The 22,437-nt window shown below is 70.1% G+C and carries 22 protein-coding genes; 2 read left to right on the top strand and 20 right to left on the bottom strand.

Annotated features, from left to right (window positions below):
• The 14 genes from SSP08S_RS16820 to proS form a co-directional block, all read right to left on the bottom strand.
• Nucleotides 1-363 carry a YraN family protein gene (locus tag SSP08S_RS16820; protein ID WP_019068773.1) on the bottom strand — a complete coding sequence of 121 codons (363 nt, stop codon included), beginning with the start codon at nt 361-363 and terminating at the stop codon, nt 1-3.
• A 127-nt stretch (nt 364-490) separates the two neighbouring features.
• Nucleotides 491-799, bottom strand: a complete 309-nt coding sequence (locus SSP08S_RS16815; RefSeq protein WP_003965949.1) for a DUF2469 domain-containing protein — start codon at nt 797-799, stop codon at nt 491-493.
• 56 nt (nt 800-855) lie between these two features.
• A complete protein-coding gene (locus tag SSP08S_RS16810) occupies nt 856-1,395 on the bottom strand; it encodes an NUDIX hydrolase (RefSeq protein ID WP_019068772.1) in 540 nt (179 codons plus the stop codon).
• Entirely contained in the window at nt 1,385-2,164 is a 780-nt protein-coding gene (gene lepB, locus SSP08S_RS16805; RefSeq protein WP_026178555.1) for a signal peptidase I, read from the bottom strand. Before lepB (SSP08S_RS16805) ends, SSP08S_RS16810 begins: the two co-directional genes overlap by 11 nt.
• A gap of 78 nt (nt 2,165-2,242) precedes the next feature.
• Entirely contained in the window at nt 2,243-3,217 is a 975-nt protein-coding gene (lepB, locus tag SSP08S_RS16800; RefSeq protein ID WP_078532434.1) for a signal peptidase I, read from the bottom strand.
• On the bottom strand, nt 3,105-4,217 hold the full coding sequence (lepB, locus tag SSP08S_RS16795) for a signal peptidase I (RefSeq protein WP_019068769.1): 1,113 nt from the start codon (nt 4,215-4,217) through the stop codon (nt 3,105-3,107). The genes lepB (SSP08S_RS16800) and lepB (SSP08S_RS16795) overlap by 113 nt, the downstream gene beginning before the upstream one ends.
• Entirely contained in the window at nt 4,210-4,926 is a 717-nt protein-coding gene (gene lepB / locus SSP08S_RS16790) for a signal peptidase I (protein ID WP_019068768.1), read from the bottom strand. Before lepB (SSP08S_RS16790) ends, lepB (SSP08S_RS16795) begins: the two co-directional genes overlap by 8 nt.
• 46 nt (nt 4,927-4,972) lie before the next feature.
• Nucleotides 4,973-5,323 carry a 50S ribosomal protein L19 gene (gene rplS, locus SSP08S_RS16785; RefSeq protein ID WP_019068767.1) on the bottom strand — a complete coding sequence of 117 codons (351 nt, stop codon included), beginning with the start codon at nt 5,321-5,323 and terminating at the stop codon, nt 4,973-4,975.
• Nucleotides 5,324-5,456: 133 nt separating this feature from the next.
• Nucleotides 5,457-6,290 (bottom strand): tRNA (guanosine(37)-N1)-methyltransferase TrmD, encoded by an 834-nt coding sequence (gene trmD / locus SSP08S_RS16780; protein ID WP_019068766.1) that lies wholly within the window; start codon nt 6,288-6,290, stop codon nt 5,457-5,459.
• Entirely contained in the window at nt 6,290-6,835 is a 546-nt protein-coding gene (gene rimM, locus SSP08S_RS16775) for a ribosome maturation factor RimM (protein WP_019068765.1), read from the bottom strand. The genes trmD and rimM overlap by 1 nt, the downstream gene beginning before the upstream one ends.
• Nucleotides 6,836-6,950: 115 nt before the next feature.
• The gene (locus tag SSP08S_RS16770) at nt 6,951-7,190 is read right to left on the bottom strand and encodes an RNA-binding protein (RefSeq protein ID WP_005479813.1); all 240 of its coding nucleotides are present in this window, start codon (nt 7,188-7,190) and stop codon (nt 6,951-6,953) included.
• A gap of 2 nt (nt 7,191-7,192) precedes the next feature.
• On the bottom strand, nt 7,193-7,612 hold the full coding sequence (rpsP, locus tag SSP08S_RS16765) for a 30S ribosomal protein S16 (RefSeq protein ID WP_019068764.1): 420 nt from the start codon (nt 7,610-7,612) through the stop codon (nt 7,193-7,195).
• A 285-nt stretch (nt 7,613-7,897) separates the two neighbouring features.
• Nucleotides 7,898-8,494: a hypothetical protein gene (locus SSP08S_RS16760; protein ID WP_019068763.1), complete on the bottom strand. Its 597-nt coding sequence runs from the start codon at nt 8,492-8,494 to the stop codon at nt 7,898-7,900.
• A gap of 260 nt (nt 8,495-8,754) precedes the next feature.
• The gene (gene proS / locus SSP08S_RS16755; protein ID WP_019068762.1) at nt 8,755-10,170 is read right to left on the bottom strand and encodes a proline--tRNA ligase; all 1,416 of its coding nucleotides are present in this window, start codon (nt 10,168-10,170) and stop codon (nt 8,755-8,757) included.
• Nucleotides 10,171-10,368: 198 nt separating this feature from the next.
• Between proS and SSP08S_RS16750 the strand changes: the two genes are divergently transcribed.
• Nucleotides 10,369-11,226, top strand: a complete 858-nt coding sequence (locus tag SSP08S_RS16750) for a class I SAM-dependent methyltransferase (protein ID WP_174479391.1) — start codon at nt 10,369-10,371, stop codon at nt 11,224-11,226.
• A gap of 19 nt (nt 11,227-11,245) precedes the next feature.
• Here SSP08S_RS16750 and ftsH read toward each other — a convergent pair whose 3' ends face one another.
• The 6 genes from ftsH to nsdA form a co-directional block, all read right to left on the bottom strand.
• Nucleotides 11,246-13,183, bottom strand: coding sequence for an ATP-dependent zinc metalloprotease FtsH (gene ftsH / locus SSP08S_RS16745; protein ID WP_019068760.1), 1,938 nt, complete (start codon nt 13,181-13,183; stop codon nt 11,246-11,248).
• 100 nt (nt 13,184-13,283) lie between these two features.
• Nucleotides 13,284-14,837: a signal recognition particle protein gene (ffh, locus tag SSP08S_RS16740; RefSeq protein WP_019068759.1), complete on the bottom strand. Its 1,554-nt coding sequence runs from the start codon at nt 14,835-14,837 to the stop codon at nt 13,284-13,286.
• A gap of 222 nt (nt 14,838-15,059) precedes the next feature.
• Complete coding sequence (locus tag SSP08S_RS16735; RefSeq protein WP_019068758.1) at nt 15,060-17,510, bottom strand: [protein-PII] uridylyltransferase; 2,451 nt, start codon at nt 17,508-17,510, stop codon at nt 15,060-15,062.
• A gap of 25 nt (nt 17,511-17,535) precedes the next feature.
• Nucleotides 17,536-17,874 (bottom strand): P-II family nitrogen regulator, encoded by a 339-nt coding sequence (locus SSP08S_RS16730; protein WP_003997576.1) that lies wholly within the window; start codon nt 17,872-17,874, stop codon nt 17,536-17,538.
• On the bottom strand, nt 17,871-19,205 hold the full coding sequence (locus SSP08S_RS16725; protein ID WP_019068757.1) for an ammonium transporter: 1,335 nt from the start codon (nt 19,203-19,205) through the stop codon (nt 17,871-17,873). Before SSP08S_RS16725 ends, SSP08S_RS16730 begins: the two co-directional genes overlap by 4 nt.
• 573 nt (nt 19,206-19,778) lie before the next feature.
• Nucleotides 19,779-21,263 (bottom strand): transcriptional repressor NsdA, encoded by a 1,485-nt coding sequence (gene nsdA, locus SSP08S_RS16720; protein WP_019068756.1) that lies wholly within the window; start codon nt 21,261-21,263, stop codon nt 19,779-19,781.
• Between the two features lie 446 nt (nt 21,264-21,709).
• Here nsdA and SSP08S_RS16715 point away from each other — a divergent pair, with 446 nt between their 5' ends.
• Nucleotides 21,710-22,375: a bifunctional DNA primase/polymerase gene (locus SSP08S_RS16715; protein WP_019068755.1), complete on the top strand. Its 666-nt coding sequence runs from the start codon at nt 21,710-21,712 to the stop codon at nt 22,373-22,375.
• The last annotated feature ends 62 nt before the right edge of the window (nt 22,376-22,437 follow it).

Here is a 22,437-nt window from a genome sequence, read left to right as displayed (position 1 = left end):
TCAGAGCACCCCCCGCGCGTGCTCGACGACCGCTGCGCCGCAACGGGGCACGAGCACGCCCACCAGGTCGATGCGGACACCGCCCGGTGGTGCCCCTCCGTGGGCGTGGATCCAGCATTCGGCGAGGCCGCGCAGGCGCTCCGCCTTCTCGGGGGTCACCGCGGCCATCGGGTGCTCGTAGGCACCGGCCCGCCGTGTCTTGACCTCGCAGACGACCAGGACGTCGCCGTCCCGCGCCACGATGTCGATCTCACCGGTCCTGCCCCAGCGCCAGTTGCGCTCCAGGACCGTCATACCGGCCGCGACCAGCCGTCGCGCGGCGAGCGTCTCGCCGTACTTGCCGAGTGCACTGCGTGCGTTCATGTCGGCACCACCTCCGCGCCAACCGTCACGCAGAACGGCCCACCGAGTGGATCTTGGTGGACCGTTCAGTGCTTGTGGAGAACTCCGTCACCCACACGAGCGACGGGTGCTCCGCGAAGAGCCGCCGTCAGCCGCCCGGCAGCTCCAGATCGCTCTTGTTCAGCTCCTCGATGTTCACGTCCTTGAATGTGAGGACCCTGACCTGCTTGACGAAGCGAGCCGGTCGATACATGTCCCACACCCAGGCATCCGCCATGGACACCTCGAAGAAAACCTCGCCCTGGACCGAGTGCACCTGCATCTCGTAGTCGTTGGTGAGGTAGAAGCGCCGTTCGGTCTCGATCACGTATTTGAACAGACCGACGACATCGCGGTACTCCCGGTAGAGCTTCAGCTCCATCTCGGTCTCGTACTTTTCGAGGTCCTCGGCGCTCATGGCATGTTCCCCTTCAGCCGTGCGATCCCACCATTGTGCGCCAGTCCCGTGCGTCCCTAGACGATTTCCGTGTCAAGGGTCACCGGCCCGGCCGGGGGCCCTTCGTCGATCAGCCTGCGGAGCAGCTCGGCGAGTCTGGTCGGATACACCGTCTCATGCGCCCGCTCCAGTTCCCGGCACGTCCACCAACGTGCTCCGGAGACGCTGCGCCGCTCCAGCTCGGTGAGGGCCGTGGCGCCAGGCACCCCGTCGGCCGTGGCGGGCGTCCTGGCCAGGTAGTACCACTCGTCCTGGTCCCAGCGGCGTCCCGCGAACGGGAAGGAGCACGTCCGGGTCCACAGCACCGGGCCGAGCTCCACCCGGGTGATCCCGGTCTCCTCCGCGAGCTCCCGCAGCGCGGCCTCCTCGTGGGTCTCGTCGCCCTCCAGGCCGCCGCCCGGCGTGAACCACCAGTCGTCGGCCGGATCCTCCGGCTCGTGGCCGTGCAGCAGCAGGATGCGGTCCTGCGGGTCGAGGAGGACCACCCGGGCGACCCTGCGCAGCCCGCCCTCGTACGAGTCGCCGTAGGCGCCCTCCTCGGTGGCCTCAGCGGGCACCGGCGGGCTCCGTACGGGTCCGGGAGCGGCGGCCGGCCAGCCGCTTGGCCACGGGGCCGTAGGCGCCGCCGCCGAGGACGAGCACCGCGCCCGCGACGATGAGGGCGACGACCGTGCGCAGCGGGCCCGGCTGGGAGAGGCCGCCGAGTTCCTCGAAGCCCGTGGGGCGGTCCAGCATGCCCTTCATGGGCCAGACGACGGCGTCCACGCGGGCGTTCACGGCGCTGCTCGCGACGGTGCCGCTGGCGACGTCCGTGAGGTGGGCGCTGGAGTCCAGGGAGCCCTGGCGCTCGTCGCCGAGCAGGAACAGACGGCCCTTGGGGACCTTCACCGTCGGGATCGTCTTGTCCTCAACCGCGCCGCCCTTGAGGTAGCCCTCGTCGATCTGCTTGCCGTTGACGACCAGCTTGCCGTTCGTGCAGCAGGAGACGGTGTCCCCGCCGACCGCGACGACGCGCTTGACCACGGGCGCGTTCGTCACCCAGGTCTTGTCGGTGAAGACGACGACGTCACCCCGGCGTACTTCGCTGCCGTCGATGCGCTGCGCCAGCACCCGGTCGCCCATGTCGATGGTCGGCGTCATGGAGCTGGTGGGCACCGTGTACGGCCGGTAGACCACCGCTCCCCAGCCGAACCCACCGAGGAACAGCACAAGGCCCAGTGCGACGGCCAGCCCGGACAACCGCTGTCCGGTCCGGCTGCCCACCGGGCCCTTGCCAGTGCCACCGCCGGTACGCGGGGCCGTACGTGTTGCGCTCTCGCCACCCATGGGTCCGCACCCTACCCGGCGGTACCGAGGGTGGTCAGCCCTTCCTCCGGGACCAAGGTCACAAGCTCTACATGGCCTTTACCAGGCCTTGGCGGACCGCCTGCGGCGCCACAGGGCCAGCGGCAGCACGCCGACGAGGGCGAGGCCCTCCGGTGCGGCCGTCAGCAGGCGGGAGGCCGAGGCCCGGGTGTTGATGCCGGTCTGGTCGAAGGTGTCCGGGATCGGCAGCGTGCCCCAGCGGTTGATGGGCCAGGCCTTGACGATCGCGCGGCCGACGACCTCCTTCACCGGGACCATGCCGTGGTTCTTGTCGGACTGGTTGTAGCGCGAGTCCCGCGAGTTCTGCCGGTGGTCGCCCATCACCCAGATGTCACCCTTGGGGACCTTGACGGTGAACTGACCGCCCTGGTCGTCGTTGGTGCACGGGGTGTTGCCCGGGTAGACGTACGGCTCGTTCAGCGCCTTGCCGTTGACCATCAGCGGGCCGGTGCCGCTGCAGGAGACCGTGTCGCCGCCGACGCCGATGACCCGCTTGATCAGGTCCTTCTCCTGGGCGGACGGCATCAGGCCGATCCAGCTGAGCACCGTCTGCAGGGCGTTGGGGTTGGCCGTCGGCTCGCCCGCCAGCCAGTCGGCCGGGTCGTGGAAGACGACGACCTCACCGCGCTCGGGCTCGGAGCCGAACCACGGGGTGAGCTTGTCGACCAGGACCCGGTCACCCTGCTGGAGGGTGTTCTGCATCGAGTCGGAGGGGATCGAGAACGCCTGCACCAGGAACGTCTTGATCAGCAGCGCCAGGACGAGCGCGATGACGATGAGGATCGGCAGCTCCTTCCAGAAGGAGCGCTGCTTCTTCGCCTGGGGGGGCGAGTCGCCCGACCCCACCACCTCGGTCCGGGCCGTGTCGCCCGGCGCCGTACCGTCCTCGTCCGCTCCGGCGTCACTCCCGGAGGTCACGGCGCTGTCCGCGGCCGGGACGGGTGCTTCCACGGGATGTCCCTGGTGCTCCTCGCCGTCGTGTCCGGACCGTGCGCCAACCGCCACATCCCCCACGCCAACTCCTCACTCTGTGCCGCCGCCTGCCCCATCCTCGGCGCAGGCCCACCACTCCCATAACGAGCGGGAGTTCCGCAGGGCTCGGGAGTTGGACCGATCCGTTCGGATCGACCGGGGCAACCCTATGCGACAGTTCGGGACCGGCGGTCGTCCCCGACACGGAGTTGGAAACCGATGCGAAGGTTTTAGGTTCGTTCAGGCTGGTCCAGTGGCCCATGGGCCAGGCGATCACCTTGGCCCGCCCCACCACCGAGGAGAGCGCGACCGTGCCGCCGTAACTGGTGTTCTGGTGTGCCCGGGAGTCGGCCGAGTTGCCGCGGTGGTCGCCCATCACCCACAGCCGGCCCTTGGGGACGGTGATGTCGAACGGCGTCTCGGACGGCGCGTTCCCGGGGTACAGGTAGTCGGCCTCGGTCAGGGGCACCCCGTTGACGGTCACCCGCCCTTCCGAGTCGCAGCACTTGACGTGGTCGCCGCCGACGCCGATGACCCGCTTGATGAGGTCCTTCTCGTTGTCGGACGGCAGCAGGCCGATGAACTGGAGCCCTTCCTTGACCTGCTTGACCACCACGGGGTCGTTCTTCTTGGTGGTCTGCTCGTCCGCGAGCCAGCCTCCCGGGTCGTGGAAGACGACGACGTCGCCGCGCTTGGGCTCGGAGCCGAACCACGGCGTGAACTTGTCGACCAGGACCCGGTCCCCGATACGGATCGTCTGCTCCATGGAGCCCGACGGGATCACGAACGCCTGGACGAGGAAGGTCTTCAGAACGAGGGCTATGAGGACCGCGACGCCCACCAGGAGCGGTATCTCCCGGACCGCGCCGCGCCTGCGCCGCCGCTTGACCTTGCGCTGGAGCTTGCGCCGCTCGGCCCGGCTGCGGCCGGCGCCGCCCGCCGGGGCGAGCGCGCCCGCGCGCCGGAAGCCGGTGGGCAGCAGGTTCTCGTTCCCGAAGTTGCCGCCCGGCGCCGCGCCGCGCGGTTTGCCGCGGTTACCCATGGGCGCCGTCCACGGCGGGTACGCGCGCGTAGGCGCCGGGTCGGACGAGGTGGGTCCAGTGCCCGGCGGGCCAGACGACCCAATCGGCTCGTCCGATGACGTCACCAACGGGAATCATGCCTCCGCCCGGGTCGCCCAGGTGATCCCGGGAGTCGCTTGAGTCGCTGCGGTGGTCACCGAGGACGAAGAGGGTGCCGGAGGGCACCACGACGTCGAACGGAACGCTGGACGGGGTGTCCCCGGGGTACAGGAACGCCGACTCGTCGACCGACCGCCCGTTCACCTGGAGTCTCCCCTCCTTGTCGCAGCAGACCACGTGGTCACCCCCCACACCCACAACGCGCTTGATGTAGTCGGCGTCCCCGAAATAGCCGGTGCCGTCGAACACAACGATGTCGCCGCGCCGCGGATGGGCACCGAAACGGTACGCCAACTTATTTACGAGAACGCGGTCGCCGATCCTCAATGCGGATTCCATGGATCCGCTGGGAATCTGGAAAGGCTGGACCAAGAAGGTGTTGAGCAGCAGCAGAAACACCAGGCAGACCAGGGCAGTCAGGGTGATCCTGCCGCCGGGCAGCCACTCGACGGCACGGGACAGCAACGCGAAACGCGACCGTCCCTCCGGTCCTCCTGCGTCCGAGGGGTCCTCGGAGTCGGAAGGGCGGGAGGAGCGGTCGCGCTCCGTCGGCTGTGCTTCGGTGTCCATCGGAGCCAGATGCTATCCGGCCCCGATATGAACCCCGTAGAGGCGACTAGTTGTCGCGCTTCTCCTTGATCTTCGCGGCCTTGCCGCGCAGGTCACGGAGGTAGTACAGCTTCGCGCGACGGACGTCGCCACGGGTCACGAGCTCGATCTTCTCGACGATCGGGGTGTGCACCGGGAAGGTGCGCTCCACGCCGACGGAGAACGAGACCTTGCGGACCGTGAAGGTCTCGCGGACACCAGAACCCTGGCGGCGGATGACTACGCCCTTGAACTGCTGCACACGGGAGCGGTTGCCCTCGATGACGCGGACGTGGACGTTGACGGTGTCACCCGGGCGGAAGGCCGGGATGTCGGTGCGCAGCGAGGCGCCGTCGACGATGTCGAGCAGGTGGGACATTTCGTCTGCTTTCTTCATCGATGCCACAGGTCACCGACGGGAGATAGGTGAAGTGAAGGATGTTGTCCGTGTCGGGGCGGGCGTCGTGTCCCCCTGTGGCAGGGGCGCACGCCGGACGACGCACAACAGCGACCTATTCTTCCACGCCGTCCGGCCTGCGCCAAAATCGGCCGTACGGCTCCCCCGCCGGGTCCGGGGCCCAGCCCAGGATCGAGAGCATCTCGCGGTCCTTCTTGTCGAAGGCCTTGGGCTCGCAGCGCTCGATCAGGTCGGGCCGGTGGGCGGCCGTGCGCTTCAGCGCCTCGTCGCGCCGCCAGCGGGCGATCTTGCCGTGGTGGCCGCTGAGCAGCACGTCCGGGATCTCCCGGCCGCGCCAGGCGGGCGGCTTGGTGTAGATCGGCCCCTCCAGGAGGTTGGCCATGGCCCCGGGCGCGAAGGAGTCGTCGCGGTGGGACTCGGCGTTGCCCAGGACACCCGGCAGCAGCCGCGCCACGGCCTCGGTGACGACCAGGACGGCCGCCTCGCCGCCGGCGAGCACGTAGTCGCCGATGGACACCTCGTAGACGGGCATACGGGTCGCGTACTCGTCGATGACCCGTCGGTCGATGCCTTCGTAGCGGGCGGGTGTGAAGACCAGCCAGGGGCGCTCGGAGAGCTCCACGGCGAGTTCCTGGGTGAAGGGCCGGCCGCTGGGCGTGGGCACGATGAGGGCGGGCGCGCCGGAGCCCGTCTCGTAGCCGTCGGCCAGGACGGAGTCCAGGGCGTCGCCCCAGGGCTCGGTCTTCATGACCATGCCGGGGCCGCCGCCGTAGGGGGTGTCGTCGACCGTGTTGTGGCGGTCGTACGTCCAGGAGCGCAGATCATGCACGTGCACATTCAGCTGTCCACGCGCGCGTGCCTTGCCGACGAGGGAGACGTTCAGCGGTTCGAGGTACTCGGGGAAGATCGTGACGACGTCGAGCCGCATTACGCCTCCTCCTCCTTGGAGGACACGATTTCCGCCTGGTCGTCGATCAGTCCGGGCGGCGGGTCGATGACCGCGCGCTGCTCCTCCAGGTCGATCTCCAGGACGATCGACTCGACGAAGGGGATCATCACCTCGCTGCCGTCGGGGCGCTCGACGATGAAGAGGTCCTGGGAGGGCAGGTGGGAGATCTCGGTGATCCGGCCGACCTCGGTGCCGTCCTTGGTGACGACGTCCAGGTCCATCAGCTGGTGGTCGTAGTACTCGTCCTCTTCCTCCGGCAGCTCCTCCGGGTCGACCTCGGCGATCAGGAGGGTGTTGCGCAGGGCCTCGGCGCCGGTGCGGTCGCTCACGCCCTCGAAGCGCAGGAGGAGCCGGCCGCTGTGGACCCGGCCGGTCTCGATGGTCAGGGGACCGGTGGCGGCGGGTTCCGTGGCCAGGACGGCTCCGGGGGCGAGCCTGAGTTCCGGCTCGTCGGTGCGTACCTCGACGGTGACCTCGCCCTTGATGCCGTGGGCGCGGCCGATGCGAGCGACTACCAGCTGCACTGTGCTTGCTCTCCTGTAGTACGACGAGTACGACGACTGGTACCAGGACCAGTACGACAACGGGCCGGGGACGGCCCGCAGGCCCTCCCCGGCCCGAGCCGGTTTGCGAAAAACGTCAGCGGACGTGGTCCACGTCGACGAGGTCGACGCGGACGCCTCGGCCGCCGATTGCGCCCACGACGGTGCGCAGAGCGCGAGCGGTGCGGCCGTTGCGGCCGATCACCTTGCCGAGGTCGTCGGGGTGCACCCGGACCTCCAGCACGCGCCCGCGACGCAGGTCGCGCGAGGCGACCTGCACATCGTCAGGGTTGTCGACGATGCCCTTCACGAGGTGCTCGAGAGCCTCCTCGAGCATGCTCAGGCCTCGGTCGACTCGGACTCGGCCGGGGCCTCGTCCTTCTTTTCGGCCTTCTTCTTCTGGGTGATGGCCTCACCCTTGCTCGCGTCGTCGCCACCGAGGGCGTCGAACACGGGGCGGGCGGCCTTCGGCTCGGCCACGAGCAGCGGAGCCGGGGCCGGCAGGCCCTTGAACTTCTGCCAGTCGCCGGTGAGCTTCAGGATGGCGAGGACGGGCTCGGTCGGCTGCGCGCCGACACCCAGCCAGTACTGCGCGCGGTCCGTGTCGACCTCGATGCGCGAGGGGTTCTGCACCGGGTGGTACAGACCGATCTCCTCGATGGCCCGGCCGTCACGGCGGGTACGGGAGTCGGCGACGACGATGCGGTAGTGAGGCGAACGGATCTTGCCCAGACGCTTCAGCTTGATCTTGACTGCCACGGGAGTGGGTTCTCCTGGTTTTGACGTGGTTGGGCACGGCAGATGGCCGCGTGGGGTTGCGGTACCCGAGTGCCCGATGGACGCGTCAGCCGGAGGCGAGAGGGTTCCTGTGCGGCTGTCGAGTACAGCTAGCCATTGTGCCACACCCTGGCGGTTCGCCCGACCGGGGAGCATGCCCCCGCATGCCCCCGCCCATGCGGAAGCGACACCCGGCGCCGGGAGGTGACCGGCGCGGGTGTACGCAACCCGGCCTGCGGGGTGCGGCTGCCACGAGCAGCCGCGCCCTCAGGCCGCGCCCACGACCTCCGGAATGCGGAAGGGCTTGCCGCAGCCCCCGCACACGATCGGCGCCTGGGCCAGCACCGACGGGACGACCCGTACGTTACGACCGCAGTCGCACACCGCCTTGACGCGGACCCCGCCACCGGACGAGCCGTGCCGGGCGGCCGGGCCGCGGAAGGTGCGGGAGGTGTCCGCGGAGGTGGCGACGGTGTGCGCCTTCAGCGCGCGCTGGAGACGCTCCATCGTCGGCCGGTAACGCCGCTTGGCCTCGGGGTTGAGCTGGACCAGCGAGAAACCGCTGCTGGGATGCGGTTCGTCGGGGTGGTCCAGGCCCAGCTCCTCGGCGATCGCGAGGAATCTCCGGTTGTGGTAGCGGCCGGCACGGGACGTGTCGCGCACGCCGCGCGCGGCGGCGATGCCATGGACTGCCTCATGGAGCAGTCGCTCGAAGGAGAGCTCGTGTCCGCAGGCGGACGACGACTCTCCGATCAGGGACTCGGGCGCGGCCAGATCGGGCAGTTCGGGGTGGTACCGCTGAATGTCGGCCCACGCCTCTGCCAGCTCTGCGGCGAGAACAGGTGGTGTCTGTGTCGTGCTCACGTAATGACAACGAGCCGGAGTGCCCCTGTGTTCCGATTCCGGGGCATCCCAAATAATTTGCACGTACCCGTCAGTTGCCGCTGATGCGTCCTGACGAGGGCGGGTGCGCTGATCTGCGGAGAAGCCTCACAGCTCATACCAAGCTGGTGCGTAGTCCTACGTACGACCCGGCGCGTAGACGGTGTCCGCGCGCCGGGGGAGCTGTCGTCCGCCGTTGCGCAAGAGGCCTTTCGGTCGCTCTGCCGCCGGAGGACGCCGCCTCAGTAGGCGCGCGCGACGACCGCGACGTTACCGGGTGCCTTGTCGGCGTCCGGTACCGACCCGTCCTCGGCGACGAGACACCGTACGGTGACCGCGTGCTCGGCCAGTTCGGCCTCGCCCTCCTCGCCCAGTGTCGCCCACGGGATGCGCGCCCAGCCGCCGGCGGTGGCGGCCTCGACGGCCTCCGCGATCGTGGACACCTCGGAGGTGCGGGACTCGCGCCGCTCGCGGGACTGCTTCAGCAGCAGCGCCTGGTCCTCCTCGAGGATGACGGGAAGCCTCTCTACGAGGGAGTCGATCGCCACCGGCTCCTTGCCTCCCGGGATCCGCCGGGCCAGCATCGCGGTGCCGTTCTCCAGGTCACGGGGCCCGATCTCGATCCGTACGGGTACGCCCTTGAGCTCCCAGTCGACGGCCCGGCGCCCGAAGGGGACGTCCGTACGGACGTCGACCCGTACGCGCACGCCCACCGCCTTCAGCCGGTCCCCGAGCTCGCGGACCTTGGCCAGAACCGCCTCGTCGCCCTTGATCGCGAGCACGACGGCCTGGATGTGTGCGAGACGCGGCGGTACCCGGAGGCCGTCGTCGTCACCGTGCATCATCACCAGGGCGCCGATCATGCGGGTGGTGGAGCCCCAGGAGGTCTGCCAGACCAGTTCCTGCTTGCCCTCCTTGGACAGGTACTGGGTGTTGAAGGCCTTGGCGAAGTTCTGGCCCAGCTCGTGACTGGTCGCCATCTGCAGCGCCTTGCCGTCGCCCATCATCCCTTCGAGGGTGAGGGTGTTGATCGCGCCCGCGAACCGTTCCTTGACCGTCTTGCGTCCCGGTACGACGTCCATCGCGAGGACGTTGACCATGAAGTCCTCGTAGACCTCGCGGTGGATGTGCGCGGCGAAGTCCCGCGCCTCCTCGTAGGTCGCGTGCGCCGTGTGGCCCTCCTGCCACAGGAACTCGCTCGTGCGGAGGAAGAGCCGGGGGCGCAGCTCCCAACGGACCACGTTCGCCCACTGGTTGATCAGCAGGGGCAGGTCGCGGTAGCTCTGCACCCACTTCGAGAAGTACTCGTTGATGATCATCTCGGAGGTGGGCCGGACGACCGCGGGCTCCTCCAGCTCCTTGCCGCCGCCGTGCGTGACCACGGCCAGCTCGGGCGCGAAGCCCTCGACGTGGTCGGCCTCGCGGGCGAGGTAGGACTGCGGGATCAGCAGCGGGAAGTACGCGTTCTCGGTGCCCGTCTCCTTGATGCGGGCGTCCATCTCGGCCTGCATCCGCTCCCAGAGGCCGTACCCGTACGGTCGGATGACCATGGAGCCGCGCACCGGGCCGTTGTCGGCCAGCTCGGCCTTGCTGATCAGATCCTGGTACCAGCGGGGGAAATCTTCCGCCCGCGGTGTGAGTACGGGTGCCTTCGCCATGGCGCGATGGTACGGGCCCACGTTGCCGTCATGTGAATTCTCGCCACTCCCACAGAGAAGCCACAAGCCGGGCCCCACAAACCCTGGACGCCGTAGCGAGCGCGGAGTTTGCTGGCATACGGGGGAAGTGCGGGCGCACATCACGGGGGCCTCGGAAACGGGCACGGCCACAACTCTCGGCGGATTGGGGCGCTTTCGATGACACCTACGCTCGTGCGGCACTACCTGCCTCATGCGGGGCCCGCGCCCCGTGTGGACCTGGGTGCACGCGCGCGTGACTGGTCCGAGATCCAGGAGCGGATGCTGGTACCGCTCTACGAAGCCGTCTACGAGCGACTCGAAGTGGGGCCCGGCACCCGGCTGCTCGGCCTCGGCTGCGGCTCCGGGCTCGCCCTGCTGATGGCTGCCTCCAGAGGCGCGTCGGTCACCGGTGTCGAGCGCTCCTCCCCCGAACGGCTGGCCCTCGCCCGGGAGCGGCTGCTGCCGGACGTGTGGTCCCCACGCACGCGTGCGCACACCCGGCTCGTCTACGGCTCCCCCAGGGACGCGGCCGACGCGGAGACGCCCGCGTACACCCTGGTGACCGCCTTCGAGCCCATCGGGTGTCTCGCGGGCGACGCGGAGGGACTCGGCGAACTGCTCGCGTCCGCCACGCCGTTGACCGAGCACGGGGCGCCCGTGGTGCTGGCCGGCTGGGGTCCGCCGGAGCGCTGCGCCACGTCGTCCGTGCTGCGGGTGGCCGGCCGGATGGCAGATCCGCTGCGCAGCGCGGGCAGTTGGCGACCGGCTCTGCGCGACGACCTGGAGGAGGTCGCCCAGCGCGCCGGTCTGCGGCCGGACGGCTCCGGGCGGGTGTCGTGCCCCTTCGGGTACGCCGATGTGGAGAGCGCCGTACGAGGACTGCTGTCGACGGGGCTCTTCGACGCGGCGATCACCGCGACGGACCAGGTGCAGGTGGAGAAGGAGTTGGCGGAAGCGTTGCATCCGTATCGGCGGCAGGACGGAACGGTGTGGATGCCGAACGTCTTCCGGTATGTGATCGCGCGTACGACCTGAGGACTGGAGGACTAGGGCCCTAGGAGTCCTCCTTGAAGAGGCGCGTGACGCCTGCGATGCGGTACGCGTCCGTCTCCTCCAGGGTCTCGTTCTCCAGGAGGGCCGCCGCGAGGTCGTCCAACTGGCCGCGGTGGTCGCGGAGTTTGCGGCAGGCCTCGTCGTAGCACTCGTCGACGATGCGGCGCATCTCGTGGTCGATCACGTCGAGGGTCCCCGGGGCCGCTGCGAGGCCGTAGGCCTGCTGGGCGTCGTTCGGGAGGGCGGAGAGGCGGCCGACGCGCTCGCTCATGCCCCAGCGGGCGACCATCCCGCGCGCGATGTTGGTGACCTGTTCGAGGTCGTTCTCGGCGCCGGTGGTGATCACGCCGTAGACGACCTGTTCCGCGGCCATGCCACCGAGGGCGCCGATGATCCGGCCGCGCAGGTACTCCTCGGTGTACGCGTACTTGTCGGCGTCCGGGGTGGAGAGCGTCACGCCGAGTGCCCTCCCGCGCGGGACGATGGTGATCTTGCGGACCGGGTCGGCGCCGGGCTGGAGCATGCCCAGGAGAGCGTGGCCGCTCTCGTGGTAGGCGGTGCGGCGGCGTTCCTCCTCGGGCATCACCAGCGGGCGTTCGGCGCCCAGTTGGACCTTCTCCAGGGCCTCCGAGAGGTCGGACTGGGTGACCTCGCTCTGCTTGCGCTTGACGGCGAGGAGGGCGGCCTCGTTGGCGAGGTTGGCGAGTTCGGCGCCGGTCATGCCCGGGGTGGTACGGGCGACCTGGGCGAGGTTCACGTCCTTCGCGAGCGGGATCTCGCGGGTGTGGATCTCCAGGATCGCCTCGCGGCCGCCCCGGTCGGGCGGTGAGACCACGACCACCCGGTCGAAGCGGCCGGGGCGGGTCAGGGCCGGGTCCAGGACGTCGGCGCGGTTGGTGGCCGCGATGACGATGACGCCCTCGGAGCCGGAGAAGCCGTCCATCTCGGTGAGGATCTGGTTCAGGGTCTGCTCGCGCTCGTCGTGACCGCCCATGCCGCTGCCGCCGCCGCGGGCCCGGCCGATGGTGTCGATCTCGTCGATGAAGATGATCGAGGGGGCCACCTTGCGGGCCTCCGCGAAGAGTTCACGCACGCGTGAGGCGCCGACACCGACGATCATCTCGATGAACTCGGAGGCCGAGGCCGAGAAGAACGGCACCCCCGCCTCCCCCGCGACCGCCCGCGCGAGCAGCGTCTTGCCGGTGCCGGGCGGACCCGCGAGCAGCACGCCCCGGGGCATCTTGGCGCCCATCTTCCGGTACTCGTCGGGGTTCTTGAGGAAGTCGACGACGTCGTTCAGCTCGCCCTCGACCTCGTCGATGCCGGCCACGTCCTCGAACGTCGTGCGGGGCTTGCCCGCCTCCAGCTCGACCGGTTTCGGCGGGGCCTTGCGGCCGAGCATCCCGCCCGCGCCGCCGAGCCCCGAGCTCATCCGCCGCGCGATGAAGATCCACAGGACGACCAGGAGCAGCATCGGCGCCAGCGCGATCAGCAGATTGGCCAGAAAACTACGGTGTTGTACGACCGGTTCCGCCGTGACCGTGACGTTGTGCTTGGTCAGGTCCTCCCAGAGCTGGTCGTCCGCGAAGGTCGGCCGCTCGGTGTCGAACTTGGTGTACTTGCCGCCGCCGTCCGGGTTGTCCTGGCCCTTCTTCAGCTGGCCCTGGATCGCGTTGCCCTTGGCGTAGATCTTGGTGACGTTGCCCGCGTCGACCTGCTTGCTGAACTCCGTGTACGAGATCGTCGGCTCGTCGCCCTCGTTGAAGAAAGACAGGATCAGGTTGGCGATCAGGTACACGACCAGCGCGGTGAGGATCAGGCTCCACCAGCCGCCGCGCATCTTCTTCCCGCCCGGCGACGGCTTCGGGGGCTCGTCGGGGGTGCCCTCCGTGCGCCAGGGCTGATCGGGCGACTTGCGCGGCGGCGCGGGGTTGGTCATACCGGCAAGTTACGACACGGGCCAGGCGTCGGCACGCCCGGCATGCGCCGAGGGCGCCCTTCCGGAGAGGGGCGCCCTCGGTGACGTAGCGAACAGGCCGTCAGCCCATGAACTTCTTGAACTCGTCCGGGAGCTCGAAGTCCTTGCCGCCCTGCTCGGGCAGTCCGAACGCGTTGCCGCCCTGGGCCGCGCCGGCCTCGCGGCGCCTGGCCTCTTCCAGCTCCTGCTGCTTGCGCTTCATCGGGTTGCCGGAACGCTGCTTGCCCTTGGCCTGCTTGGGCTGCTTCTTCGTGCGGCCGGGGCCGCCGCCCATGCCCGGCATCCCCGGCATGCCGGGCATCCCGCCGCCCTGCGCCATGCGGGACATCATCTTGCGGGCCTCGAAGAACCGCTCGACCAGACCCTTCACGGCGCTGACCTCGACGCCGGAGCCCTTGGCGATACGGGCGCGGCGCGAGCCGTTGATGATGGTCGGCTCGGCGCGCTCGGCCGGGGTCATCGACTTGATGATGGCGGCCGTACGGTCGACGTCGCGCTCGTCCAGGTTGTTGATCTGGTCCTTGATCTGCCCCATGCCGGGCAGCATGCCGAGCAGCTTGCTGATGCTGCCCATCTTCCGGACCTGTTCCATCTGGGACAGGAAGTCGTCGAGGGTGAAGTCCTGGCCCTTCTTGGACGCCAGCTTCGAGGCCATCTTCTCGGCCTCTTCTTGGCTGAACGTCTTCTCCGCCTGCTCGATCAGGGTGAGCAGGTCACCCATGTCGAGGATGCGCGAGGCCATCCGGTCCGGGTGGAAGGCGTCGAAGTCGTCCAGCTTCTCGCCGTTCGACGCGAACATGATCGGCTTGCCGGTGACCGAGGCGATCGACAGGGCGGCGCCACCGCGGGCGTCGCCGTCGAGCTTGGAGAGCACCACGCCGTCGAAGCCGACGCCGTCGCGGAACGACTCGGCGGTGTTGACCGCGTCCTGACCGATCATCGCGTCGACGACGAACAGGATCTCGTCCGGCGAGACGGCGTCGCGGATGTCCGCGGCCTGCTGCATCAGTTCCTGGTCGATACCCAGGCGGCCCGCGGTGTCCACGATCACGATGTCGTGGACCTTGGACTTGGCGAACTCGATGGAGTCCTTGGCGACCTTGACCGGGTCACCGACGCCGTTGCCCGGCTCGGGCGCGTAGACCGCGACACCGGCGCGCTCGGCGACGACGCTCAGCTGGTTCACCGCGTTCGGGCGCTGGAGGTCGGCGGCGACGAGCAGCGGCGAGTGCCCCTGGTCCTTGAGCCACTTGCCGAGCTTGCCCGCGAGGGTCGTCTTACCGGCACCCTGCAGACCCGCGAGCATGATCACGGTCGGCGGGTTCTTGGCGAACCGAAGCCGCCGGGTCTCGCCGCCGAGGATCGTCACGAGTTCCTCGTTGACGATCTTCAGGACCTGCTGGGCCGGGTTCAGCGCCTTGTTGACATCGGCGCCGAGGGCTCGCTCCTTGACGTTCTTGATGAACGTACGGACTACGGGCAGGGCTACGTCGGCTTCGAGGAGGGCGATGCGGATTTCGCGCGCCGTGGCGTCGATGTCCGCTTCGCTCAAGCGCCCCTTGCCGCGCAAGTTCTTGAAGGTCGCTGAAAGGCGATCGGAGAGAGTATCGAACACGGCGGAGTCGGTCCTCGGAGTCGGGGGCAGTGTGGGCGTCTTCCAGGGTATCCGGCCGCGCAAGACAATCGTCCCCGCCTGCTGGGTTCAACGGGCGGGGACGGGCAAAACCCCACGCCGGCGGGGAGCACGCGGCCTCGGAGAGCCGCCCATCGCCGCGCAGCGGACCACCCCCGCCGCTGCGATGAGCGCATCAGGTCAACGCGTGGCACGACCGCACGGTCACGCCCGCAACGTCTCCTCCAGTTTGCGCGCGACCGCCGTAGCCTCCTCCGCCGGCAGGGGCGAGCCCTCCGCCCCGGTCACATAGAAGGCGTCCACCGCGTTCGAGCCCAGCGTGCTGACGTGCATGCTCCGGACCCGCACCTTCGCCTCGTCCAGTGCCCGGCCGATCCGGTGCAGCAGCCCGGGTGCGTCGTGTGCGCGCACCTCGATGACCGTCGCGTGCCGGGAGGCGGCCGGGGCGACCGTCACGCGGGCCGCCGGTGCCACGACACCCCGGCGGCGCGGATACGCGGCGTCCCGCTCCGCCAAGCGGCCCGCGATGTCCAACGACCCGTCCAGGGCCCGTACGAGATCGGCGCGCAGCCGGGCCGCCTGGGGCAGGGAGCCGTACTCGGCGGCGACCCGCCAGTTCAGCAGCAGCACCGAGCCCTCCACGCCGTCCGGCAGGTCGAGCGCGCGCAGTTCCGCCGTGCGGACCGTCAGGCGGTGCATCGCCAGGACGCCGGCCACCGCCGGGAGCACGCCCGGCTGGTCCGGTACGGCGATCAGGAGCTCCACGCCGAGCGGTTCGGGGTCGCCGGAGGGCTCGTCCTCGGACGGGGGTTCGGTCTGGGCGCGGAGCGCCAGCACAGGCCCGCCGGTCGCCACGGCCTCGATCGCGAGGCGCTCCTGTTCCGCCGTGGCCGCGCCCGCCTCGGGCTCGTCGGGGGCGTCGCCGGAGAGGACGGCGGCGACCCGCTTCACCAGGTCGGTGACGAGGGAGGACCGCCAGGAGGACCAGGCGGCCGGTCCGGTGGCCAGCGCGTCCGCCTCGGTCAGCGCGTGCAGCAGCTCAAGCGTGCTCGTCGTACCGACCGCCTCGGCGACCGAGCGGACCGTCGCCGGGTCCTCCAGGTCGCGCCGGGTGGCCGTGTCGATGAGGAGGAGGTGATGCCGTACGAGAGTCGCGAGCACGGCCACGTCCGCGCGGTCGAAGCCGATGCGGGCCGCTACGTCCTTGGCGATGATCTCGCCGGCCACCGAGTGGTCGCCGGGCCAGCCCTTGCCGATGTCGTGCAGCAGCGCGGCGACCAGCAGGAGGTCGGGGCGGCTGACGCGGCGGGCGAACTCCGAGGCGCGGACGGCGGTTTCGATGAGGTGCCGGTCGACGGTCCAGATGTGCACGGCGTTGCGCTGCGGACGGCAGCGGACCCGCTCCCAGTCGGGGAGAAGACGGGTGATCAGGCCCTCCGCCTCCAGCGCCTCCCACACATCCACCGTGGGCTGCCCGGAGCCGAGCAGCGTCACGAGCTGTTCGCGCGCCTCGGCGGGCCACGGCGTGGGCAGCGGGCGCGCGGTGGTCGCCATGCGCCGTACGGCGTGCAGGGAGAGCGGGAGCCCGGCCTGCGCGGCGGCAGCGGCGGCGCGCAGCGGGAGGACGGGGTCGCGTTCGGGGCGGGCGGCGCGGGCGAGCACCACCTCGCCGTCCTGCTCCACGACGCCCTCGGCGAGCGGGGAGCGCTCGGTGGCCGGCTTGGCGCCCCCGCCGAGCATGGCGCGCAGCCTCGGCCGCACGGCCCGCGACCGCAGCACGCGCCCCACCTCGCGCCAGGTGACGTCACTGGCGTACGACACGACGCGTGCCGCTTCGTAGACCTGGCGCAGCAGGGTGTCCGCGTCGAGGAGGCCGAGCTCGGCGGCGACCTGGTCCTGTTCCTGGAGCGCGAGCCGGTCGGTGGCACGGCCGGTGGTGAGGTGCAGGGCGTCGCGGACGTCGAGGAGGCGGCGGCGGGCGTCGGCGAGGCCCTCGCGCGGGGCGTCGGCGAGCCAGGAGGCCGCTACGGCGCGCAGCGCGGTGGCGTCGCGGAGGCCGCCGCGGGCCTCCTTGAGGTCGGGTTCGAGGAGGTACTGCAACTCGCCCTGGCGCTCGGCGCGTTCGGCGCAGAGTTCCTGGAGTTCGGGGAGGCGCTTGGGCGCCTGGTTGCGCCAGTCGGCGAGGACGGCCGTGCGCAGGGAGGCGGTCAGGCCGAGGTCGCCGGCGATGTGGCGGGCGTCGAGGAGGCCGAGCTGGACCTTGAGGTCCTCGCCCGCGGTCTTGCGGGCCTCGGCGGGGGTGCGCACGGAGTGGTCGAGGGCGAGGCCCAGGTCCCAGACCGGGTACCAGATGCGGTCCGCGAGCGCGGCGACCGCGCCGGAGTCACTGCCGTCGTGCAGGAGGAGCAGGTCGAGGTCGCTGCGCGGGGAGAGTTCACCGCGGCCGTAGCCGCCGACGGCTACCAGGGAGACGCCCTTGAGTGCTTCGCTGCCGGCGGCGAAGAGGCCGGTCAGCCAGTCGTCGGTCAGTTCGGCGAGGGCGGCACGGCGCGGCGGCCCGGACCGCGCCCCCTCAGTGAGGAGGCGCAGCCGGGCCGCCGCGTAGCCGCTGGGTCCGGAGTCCTCTGCATCCTTGCGCACGTCCGTACTCGTCACCCAGCGACTCCTGTTCTGTTTCTTTTTAGAGCGCGTCCGGTCCGCGCTCGCCGGTCCTGACCCGGACGGCCGTCTCGACCGGGAGGGACCAGACCTTGCCGTCACCGATCTTGCCGGTTCGGGCCGCCTTGACGATGACGTCGATCAGCTGCTCGGCGTCGTCGTCCTCGGCCAGCACCTCGATGCGGATCTTGGGGACCAGGTCGACCGTGTACTCGGCGCCCCGGTAGACCTCGGTGTGTCCCCGCTGACGACCGTAGCCGCTCGCCTCGGTGACCGTCAGACCGTGGACCCCGAAGGCCTGGAGGGCTTCCTTGATCTCGTCGAGCCGGTGGGGCTTCACAACGGCGGTGATGAGCTTCATGCGTCCACCTTCTTCGTCTCCGTCGCAGCGGTGAGGGTGCCGCCGCTGAGGCCGCCGCCGGCGCCGCTGAAGTCGTATGCGGTCTCCGCGTGCTCGGCCTGGTCGATGCCGGAGACCTCTTCGTCCTCGGTGACCCGCATACCGATGGTCTTGTCGATGAGGAAGGCGAGGACCGCGGAGGCGACCAGGGAGTAGCCGAGGACCGCGCCGACACCGGCGAACTGCTTCCACAGCTGGGTGAAGGAGTGGTCGCCGTAGAAGACGCCGGTCGCGGTGGACTGGCCCTTGCCGGTGGCGAAGAAGCCGATGAGCAGGGAGCCGAGGATACCGCCGACCATGTGGACGCCGACGACGTCGAGGGAGTCGTCGATGTTGAACTTGTACTTCAGGCCGACGGCCGCGGCACAGCCGACACCGGCGATGGCGCCGACGGCGATCGCGCCGAGCGGGGAGACCGCACCACCGGACGGGGTGATGGCGACCAGACCGGCGACGGCACCCGAGGCCGCGCCCAGCGTGGTGAACGCGCCGTGGCGGATCTTCTCGTAGGCGAGCCAGGCGAGCATGGCGGCGGCGGTGGCGACCTGGGTGTTGACGAACATCAGCGCGCCGACGCCGTCGTCGTTGCCGAGCCACGAACCGGCGTTGAAGCCGAACCAGCCGAACCACAGGAGACCGGCACCGAGCATGACCAGCGGAAGGCTGTGCGGACGCATGGGGTCACGCTTGAAGCCGACGCGCCTGCCGATGACCAGGATGACGCCGAGGGCGCCGGCACCGGCGTTGATGTGGACCGCGGTACCACCGGCGAAGTCGATCACGCCGAGCTTGAAGGCCCAGCCGTCGGCGCCCCACACCCAGTGGGCGACGGGGACGTAGACGACGGTCAGCCACAGGGCGACGAAGAGCGACCAGGCCGAGAACTTCACGCGGTCGGCGATGGCACCGCTTATCAGGGCCGGGGTGATGACGGCGAACATCATCTGGAAGACCATGAAGACGAAGATCGGGATGGTGTAGCCGGGCCAGAGGTCCGTCAGTCCGACGTCGCTCATGCCCAGCCAGTGGGAGTCGTAGCCGATGAAGCCGTTACTCGAACCGAAGGCGAGCGAGAAGCCGTAGAGAACCCACAGGATGGTGACGATCCCGATGCTGATGAAGCTCATCATCAGCATGTTCAGGGTGCTCTTGACGCGGACCATGCCTCCGTAGAAGAAGGCGAGTCCCGGTGTCATGAGCAGCACCAGGGCAGAACAGATCAGCATGAAGCCTGTGTTCGCGGAGGACAGTTTGGGTGCCTCAGCGGCAAGCGTGATGGCGGCTGATGCCATCGGCGTCTCCTCGTCGGTTGTACGGCCCCGTGCGGGCGAAGCCTGGATGCGGTCCGGTCAAGGCGGGGGGTCCGGTTATGCGCCATGAGATTGGCGCAGCGCGGTTTCCGTCGAAGCCCCACGTTGTTTCGCCGGAGTGACGAAGGCGCCGCGCGTGTTACGCGTCGATGAACTGCCGGATCTCCGGTCGGGCGATCGTTATCGTCGCGCAACCTTCCCCGACGGCGGGAAACCGGCCGCGGCCGGAGTTGCGGCGGCCCGGCGCGGGGGCGCCGGGGCATGGGGTCCGGGCCCCTTCGGCGCTCTCCCGCGGCCCGTTCGGGAGCCTCCTGGCGGGGTCGGCGATTGCGGCCGGAGATCCGGCGCCGCGCACCGCCGCGCGGACGGTCTTTCGAATACGAGTCAGGAAGGGCCGGCCGGTCCTTCGACCACCCGGCCCGCAACTGCCGTACCGGCGCCGCCCGGTCGGCGGCCGGACATGAAACCGGCCGCGGTCGGCCTTCCGATGACCTGGCATGGGGGAGCCGAGTCGGGCGGTTCGGGAAGGCCGGCCGCGGCCGGGGTACTGGGTTTTCAGACCGCCTCTGCGGTCTCCGGGAGCTCGATGGCGAGCCGGTCGGTGAGGTCTATGACCTCGGCCAGCTCACCGAAGTCGCGGACCGCCGTGTCGATGGTCTTTCGGATACGAGTGTTGACGCGCTCGGAGCGCACCTTCTTGGCGACGGTCATCGCCTCGGCCGCGAGCACCGCGCTCCGCTCCGGCTCCCGCTGCAACAGGTGCACGGTGGCCATGCCGATGAGATTGAGCGCGTACGACCGCTTGTGGTCGTCGTCCTTGGCGAAGAGGTCCACCGCCCGCTGCATGACGGGCTCGGCCAGCGAGGCGTAGGCGGGGCTGCGGCCGGCGACGTAGGCGAGGTCGCGATAGGAGTGCGAGTTCTCGCCGTACAGCTCGGCCTCGGAGAAGAAGCGGATCCAGTCCGGGTCCGGGTCGTCCCAGTCGTGTACGTCGGCGAAGGTGTCCTCGGCCATCCGGACGGCCCGCTTGCACTTCCCGGGCTGCCCCATGTTCGCGTAGGCGCGGGCCTCCATCGCATACAGCATCGACTGGGTGCGCGGGCTCGCGCAGTCCCGGCTGCCGTACTGCGCGAGGTGGATCAGCTCCAGCGCGTCGTCGGGCCGGCCCAGGTGGATCATCTGGCGGCTCATGCTGGACAGCACGTACGACCCGAGCGGCTTGTCGCCCGCCTCCTTCGCGGCGTGCAGCGCGAGCACGAAGTACTTCTGCGCGGTGGGCTGAAGCCCCACGTCGTACGACATCCAGCCCGCCAGCTCGGCGAGTTCGGCGGCGACCTTGAACAACTTGCGGTTGGTGGCGTCGGGTTGGGGCTCCTGGAGGAGGTCGGTCACCTCGTGCAGCTGTCCCACGACCGCCTTGCGGCGCAGGCCGCCGCCGCACTGGGCGTCCCACTTGCGGAACATCGCCGTGGTGGACTCCAGGAGCTCCAACTCCGGCTTGGAGAGCCGCCCGATGTGCCGGGAGGAACCCGTCGGCTCGGGCTCCGGCGGGAGGGCGGAGGGGCCGGGGACCAGCCAGCGCTGCATGGGCTCGATGAGGGACGGCCCCGCGGACAGGGCCAGCGAGGTTCCGAGGAAGCCGCGCCGCGCCAGCATGAGGTCGCTGCGCGAGAACTCGCTGAGCAGGGCCACCGTCTGCGGGGCCGTCCAGGGCAGGTCGACGCCGGACACGGACGGTGCCTGGCGGGCGGCGCGCAGACCCAGGTCCTCGACCGAGACGACACAGCCGAAGCGCTCGGAGAACAGCTCGGAGAGGATCCTCGGGATCGGCTCGCGCGGGTTCTCGCCGTCCAGCCAGCGGCGTACGCGGGAGGTGTCCGTGGAGATGTGGTTGGCGCCCAACTGGCGCGCCCGGCGGTTCACTTGGCGTGCCAGCTCGCCCTTGGACCAGCCGCTGCGCACGAACCACGAGCCGAGCAGCTCATTGGGGCGCTTGTCCGTACTGGCCGCGGTCGTCCCGCTTCCGCCGTTGCCGCCCACTGGAACGCCCCCATCCCTGGAACCACTTGTCGCCGCTGTGCGCCAAGCCCTATCAGAATGCCGGTAAATACGGCTTCCCGTCCCGCACTTGTCACCCTTCGAACGAGATGACGAGTTGCCTCCGGCATACCCACGAGTGCATGTGCCCCGAGGGCTTGTGCACACAAAGTAATCCTACGATCACCCGTCCAGCCACGGCGATCCCGGAAACGCCACCATTCGCCACCCCTTCGAATGAACCTACGGTTGCCCGCGCACGATTCACTTGACATAGGACGGCCGGAGGTGGGCGCAGCGGTGCACGCAGGGGCGCGTGCCGCCAAGCACACCACCCGGGATGCTCCTGGGCGCCGCCTGGACCCAGCGGCACCGGGTAGGCGTGGACGCAGAGTGACGATCCGCATCCGTCTCGTAACCACCGGTGCGTTGGACCCGTTGGAGGGGGCATGGGCTTCACGATCGGCAGCAGCCGGGGTATCCGCGACATCCGGTCCGGCACGCGCCGCCGCGGCCGCACCTCGGAGTGCACGGCCGTGGCCGAGTTCACCGGGCTGTGGGGCTGGGACGTGGTCGCGGGCGCGCGGGCCGCGGGCGGCGCGTGCTCCTGCGGCGACACCAAGTGCCCCGCGCCGGGCGCACATCCCCTGGCCTTCGCACCCGAGGTACGGGCCGGCGCGACCCTCGACGAAGTCACCGAGGCCTGGGCCGAGTTGCCCGGTGCGTCGGTGATGCTGCCGGTGGGCCGCGCCTTCGACGTCATCGAGGTCGCCGAGCCCGCAGGCCGCCGCGCACTCGCCCGCCTGGAGCGCATGGGCCTCCCCCTCGGCCCGGTGGCGGCGACCCCCGACCACCGCGCCCACTTCTTCGTGGCCCCCGGCGCGGCCGCCGAACTCCCCTCCCTCCTCTACCGCATGGGCTGGGACGACCCCACGTCCCTGGACCTACGCGGCCTGGGCCCCGGCACCCACATCACCGCCCCGCCTTCCGACCGAGGAGGCCTGGGCCCGGTCCACTGGCTCCGCTCCCCCGCCCTCGACTCGGCGACGAGGCCCCCGGCGGCCCGCTTGCTGCTGGGCACACTGGCGTACGTGGCACACAGGTCGCGCGCATAAAAGTGCCCTTCCTCAACGACGAGTCGAGGAAGGGCACTTCTCTGAACGGGGCTGACTACAAC

The organism is Streptomyces hokutonensis, assembly GCF_000376565.1.
GTDB classification, from domain to species: domain Bacteria; phylum Actinomycetota; class Actinomycetes; order Streptomycetales; family Streptomycetaceae; genus Streptomyces; species Streptomyces hokutonensis.
The sequence above is the reverse complement of the archived record's forward strand: the minus strand, read 5'-3'. Positions and strand labels throughout refer to the sequence as shown.